The 4558-nt window shown below is 72.9% G+C and carries 5 protein-coding genes; all 5 read left to right on the top strand.

The features are described 5' to 3' along the window. The coding region (locus VF468_11860; protein HEX5878993.1) for an FGGY-family carbohydrate kinase at window positions 1-810 on the top strand (810 nt) is incomplete at its 5' end. A 76-nt stretch (window positions 811-886) separates the two neighbouring features. Beyond that, the gene (dhaK, locus tag VF468_11855; GenBank protein HEX5878992.1) at window positions 887-1888 is read left to right on the top strand and encodes a dihydroxyacetone kinase subunit DhaK; all 1002 of its coding nucleotides are present in this window, start codon (window positions 887-889) and stop codon (window positions 1886-1888) included. Between the two features lie 3 nt (window positions 1889-1891). Further along, window positions 1892-2527, top strand: a complete 636-nt coding sequence (dhaL, locus tag VF468_11850) for a dihydroxyacetone kinase subunit DhaL (protein HEX5878991.1) — start codon at window positions 1892-1894, stop codon at window positions 2525-2527. Window positions 2528-2599: 72 nt separating this feature from the next. Then, window positions 2600-4243, top strand: coding sequence for a thiamine pyrophosphate-binding protein (locus tag VF468_11845; GenBank protein HEX5878990.1), 1644 nt, complete (start codon window positions 2600-2602; stop codon window positions 4241-4243). 16 nt (window positions 4244-4259) lie between these two features. Beyond that, on the top strand, window positions 4260-4558 hold a 299-nt coding region (locus tag VF468_11840), incomplete at its 3' end, for a hypothetical protein (protein ID HEX5878989.1).

The following is a 4558-nucleotide window of genomic DNA, read 5'->3' as shown; positions in this document are numbered from 1 at the left end:
GGCGCCTTGGGGGGCGAGGTCCCGATCGCCGGTGACGCCGGCGACCAGCAGGCGGCCCTGTTCGGCCAGGCCTGCTTCGACGTCGGCCAGGCCAAGAACACCTACGGCACCGGCAACTTCCTGCTCCAGAACACCGGCCAGCAGGTCGTGCCGTCCAAGTCGGGGCTGCTGACCACCGGCTTCTACGCGCTCGAGAAGGGCAACAGCTTCTACGCCCTGGAGGGCTCGATCGCCATCACCGGCGCGGCCGTCCAGTGGCTGCGCGACAACCTGAAGATGATCGCCAACGCGGCCGAGACCGAGGAGATCGCCCAGTCGGTCGAGGACTCGGGCGGCGCCATCTTCGTGCCCGCGTTCTCGGGGCTGTTCGCCCCCTACTGGGACGAGCGCGCCCGCGGCGTGATCGTCGGCCTGACCCGCTACGTGAACCGGGCCCACCTGGTCCGGGCGACGCTCGAGTCCGAGTGCTACCAGAGCCGCGACGTGGTCGAGGCGGTGGAGCAGGACTCCGGCAAGCGCCTGGAGGACCTGCGGGTCGACGGCGGCTCGGTCAAGAACAACTTCCTCATGCAGCTCCAGGCCGACGTCCTCGGGATCCCGGTGATCCGGCCGCAGGTCCAGGAGACGACCGCGCTGGGCGCGGCCTACCTGGCCGGGCTGGCCACCGGCTACTGGTCCTCGCTGGACGAGATGCGCGAGAACTGGCAGGTGGACCGGACCTTCGAGCCGCAGTGGTCGGAGGACCAGCGCGAGACCGGCTACGCCCAGTGGAAGAAGGCCATCGAGCGGACCCGGGGGTGGGTCGACTAGATCCGTTGCCGGGGTCGGCCCGGCGGGGCTGTCCCCGCCGGGCCATCGCATCGATCGAGCAACCGTGGAGGCCGGCGTGAAGAAACTGATCAACTCGGTGGACGACTTCGTCAAGGAGTCGCTCGAGGGCATGCAGAAGGCCCACGGCGACCTCATCGACGTCAACTACGACCCGTTCGTCGTCTTCCGGACCGACGCTCCCGTGCAGGGCAAGGTCGGGGTCATCTCCGGGGGCGGGTCGGGGCACGAGCCGATGCACGGCGGGTTCGTGGGCAAGGGGATGCTGGACGCGGCCTGCCCGGGCGAGGTGTTCACCTCGCCGACGCCCGACCAGATGGAGTGGGCGACCAAGAAGGTGGACGGCGGGGCCGGGGTGCTCCACATCGTCAAGAACTACTCCGGCGACGTGATGAACTTCGAGATGGCGGCCGACCTGGGCCGGGACGCCGGGGTCGAGGTCGAGAGCGTGGTCGTGGACGACGACGTGGCCGTCAAGGACTCGCTGTACACCCAGGGACGGCGCGGGGTCGGCGGGACCGTGCTGATGGAGAAGATCGTCGGGGCCAAGGCCGAGGAGGGCGCCAACCTCCAGTCCGTGGCCGACCTGGCCCGCGACGTCAACGCCAACGTGCGCTCGATGGGGCTGGCCCTCACCTCGTGCACGGTCCCGGCGGCCGGGTCGCCCACCTTCGACCTGCCCGACGACGAGGTCGAGATCGGCATCGGCATCCACGGCGAGCCGGGCCGCGAGCGGATCAAGATGGAGAGCGCCGACCAGCTCACCGACCGGCTGGCCCGGCCGGTGATCGAGGACCTCGGGCTCAGCTCGGGCGAGCAGGTGCTGCTGTTCGTCAACTCCATGGGCGGCACGCCCCTGGCCGAGCTGTACGTGATCTACCGGCGCGTCCTCCAGCTCCTGGACGAGGGCGGCGTGCAGGTGGCGCGGCACCTGATCGGCCCGCTGATCACCTCCCTGGAGATGCAGGGCGCCTCGGTCACCATCCTGCGCCTGGACGACGAGAAGACCCGGCTGTGGGACGCCCCGGTGCACACCCCGGCGCTGCGCTGGGGGGTGTAGCCGGTGTTCTCGGTGGCCCAGGCGGAGGCCTGGGTCAGGTCGGCGGCGTCCGTGATCGAGGAGCACGCGGCCACCCTGACCAGGCTGGACTCGGCCATCGGCGACGGCGACCACGGCACCAACATGAACCGGGGATTCAAGGCGGCCGTCCAGCGCCTCGACGGCCTCGAGGGCGACAAGGACTTCGGGGGCGTGTTCAAGGCGGTCGGGATGGCCCTGATCGGCAAGGTCGGCGGGGCCTCGGGCCCGCTGTACGGGTCGCTGTTCCTCGGCATGGGCAAGGAGCTGGGCGACGCGACCGAGGTCGAGGACGAGCGGCTGGCGGCCGCGCTGCGGGCCGGGTACGACAGCGTGGTCGCCAGGGGCAAGGCCCAGCTCGAGGACAAGACGATGCTGGACGCCGGGCACCCGGCCCTTGAGGCGCTGGACGCCGCCCTGGCCGAGGGCAAGGAGCTGGGCCCGGCCCTGGACGACGCCGCCGCGGCCGCCGAGGCCGGCATGAAGGCCACCATCCCGATGATCGCCCGCAAGGGACGGGCCAGCTACCTCGGCGAGCGCTCCCGCGACCACCAGGACCCAGGCGCCACCTCGACCCACCTGCTCCTCAAGACCCTGGCCGACGTCGTCAACAGTCGCTGATCGAGACGATCACCCACAATCGTGTAGCTTCCAGACCATTCGGTTAGACGCCAAGCTCGGGGAGGGAGCCTGGTGCGGAAGCTCACCGCGGACCTGCTGGTCGGTCGGCTGGTCGACTGGGGGGTCGACACCGTCTTCGGGCTGCCGGCCGACCGCGCCGACGGCGTGGTCGAGGCGTTCGGGCGCCACGGCGGACGGATCCAGCTGGTGCTGGTCCACCACGAGGAGGCGGCCGCCCTCATGGCCGCCGGGTACGCCAAGGCCACCGGCCGGGTCGGGGTCTGCCTGGCCACCTCCGGCCCGGGGGCGCTGCGGCTGCTGGGCGGGCTGTACGACGCCAAGCTCGACCACCAACCGGTCCTGGCCATCACCGAGAGCCAGGAGATCCGGCTGCTCGGGACCAGCTTCCAGCAGGAGCTGGCCCTCGAGTCGGCCTTCGACGACGTCGCCGACTACAACGTGCGCGTCAACGTGCCCGTCCAGATCCCGGCCGTGGTCGACATCGGCATCGGCCACGCCCTGGCCAGGGGCACGGTGTCCCACATCACCTTCCCGCCGGGCCTGGAGGACACGGCGGCCGAGACCAGCCCATGGATGCTGACCACCCCGACCGGGACCCCGCCGACGGCCCCGCTGTTCACCGCCGGGCCCGGGGTCCCGCCCGACGCCGATCTATCCCGGGCCGCCGACGTGCTCAACCAGGGCTCGCGGGTCGCGCTGCTGGTCGGGGCGGGCGGCCTCGAGGCCAGGGACGAGCTCCTGGCCGTGGCCGACGCCGTCGCCGGGCCGGTGGTCAAGTCCCTGCCGGGCAAGGCGGCCGTGCCCGACGACCACCCGTTCACCACCGGCTGCATCGGCGTGCTCGGGACCCGGCCGTCCGAGGAGGCCATGGAGGGCGCGGACACGCTGCTGCTGGTCGGGACCAGCTTCCCGTGGCCGGCCAACGTGCCCGACCCGGCCAAGGTCAGGGCCGTCCAGATCGAGACCGACCCGGCCCGCCTGGGCGGCTCGGACGCCACCGAGGTCACCCTGCTCGGGGACGCCGCCGAGACCCTGGGGGCGCTGCTGCCGCTGCTGCGGCGCAAGACCGACCGCGGGTTCCTGGAGCAGGCCCAGACCGGCATGGCCGCCTGGCGGGAACGCCTCCACGAGCTCGAGGACCAGACCCGCGACCCCATCCAGCCCCAGTACCTGATGCGGGTCGTCGACCGCTGGGCCGCCCCCGACGCCATCCTCGCCTCCGACTCGGGCACGGTCGCGACCTGGTCCGCCCGCCACTTCGACGTCCGCGGGGACCGCCACTACCTCCTCTCGGCCAACCTGGCCACGATCGCCGCCGGCGTGCCCTACGCCATCGCCGCCCAGTGGGCCCACCCGGGCCGCTGCTGCATCGCCGTCACCGGCTCGGACGGGTTCGCCAAGGTGATGGGCGAGCTGCTCACCGCCATCCAGTACCGCCTGCCGGTCAAGGTCGTGGTCAGCAACGTCTCCTCCCTCGGCCACCGCCTCCGCAGCGGCGACCACGACGCCGCCGGCGGCCCGGCCGACTTCGCCACCTGGGCCGGCGCCAACGGCGCCCTCGGCCTCCGGGTCGACCGCGCCGCCGAGGTCGAGCCCGCCGTCCGCCGGGCCTTCACCACCCCCGGCACCGCCCTCGTCGACGTCCGCGTCAACCCCGAGGAACACCCCCGCCCCGCCGTGGCCGGCGGCGCCTGAGCGATTCCTCTGGGTGATGGGACCCAGCCTGGTGGAGGAGCTCCGGCCGCTGTTCGCCGGGCGGAAGGTGGTGCTGACCGGGGGGCCGCTGGCGGCGCTGACAGGGACCTGCCGGCGGCTGCGGGACCTGGGGGCGGAGCGGCCGTTCCTGCTCGCCGCCGGGATGGGCACGGGGGAGGTGGTGCCGGCCGAGGCGGCGGCCCTGCGGGCGGCGGCTGGGCGGCTGGACCAGGGAGCCGGGACCGCCTGGGCGGGCGACGCCCGCCAGGGGTTCCACGCGGCGCGTTCGGGCTGCGCTGGGTCTGGGGCGGGAGG

This window comes from Actinomycetota bacterium, assembly GCA_036280995.1.
In the GTDB taxonomy this organism is placed as follows: domain Bacteria; phylum Actinomycetota; class CALGFH01; order CALGFH01; family CALGFH01; genus CALGFH01.
The sequence above is the reverse complement of the archived record's forward strand: the minus strand, read 5'-3'. Positions and strand labels throughout refer to the sequence as shown.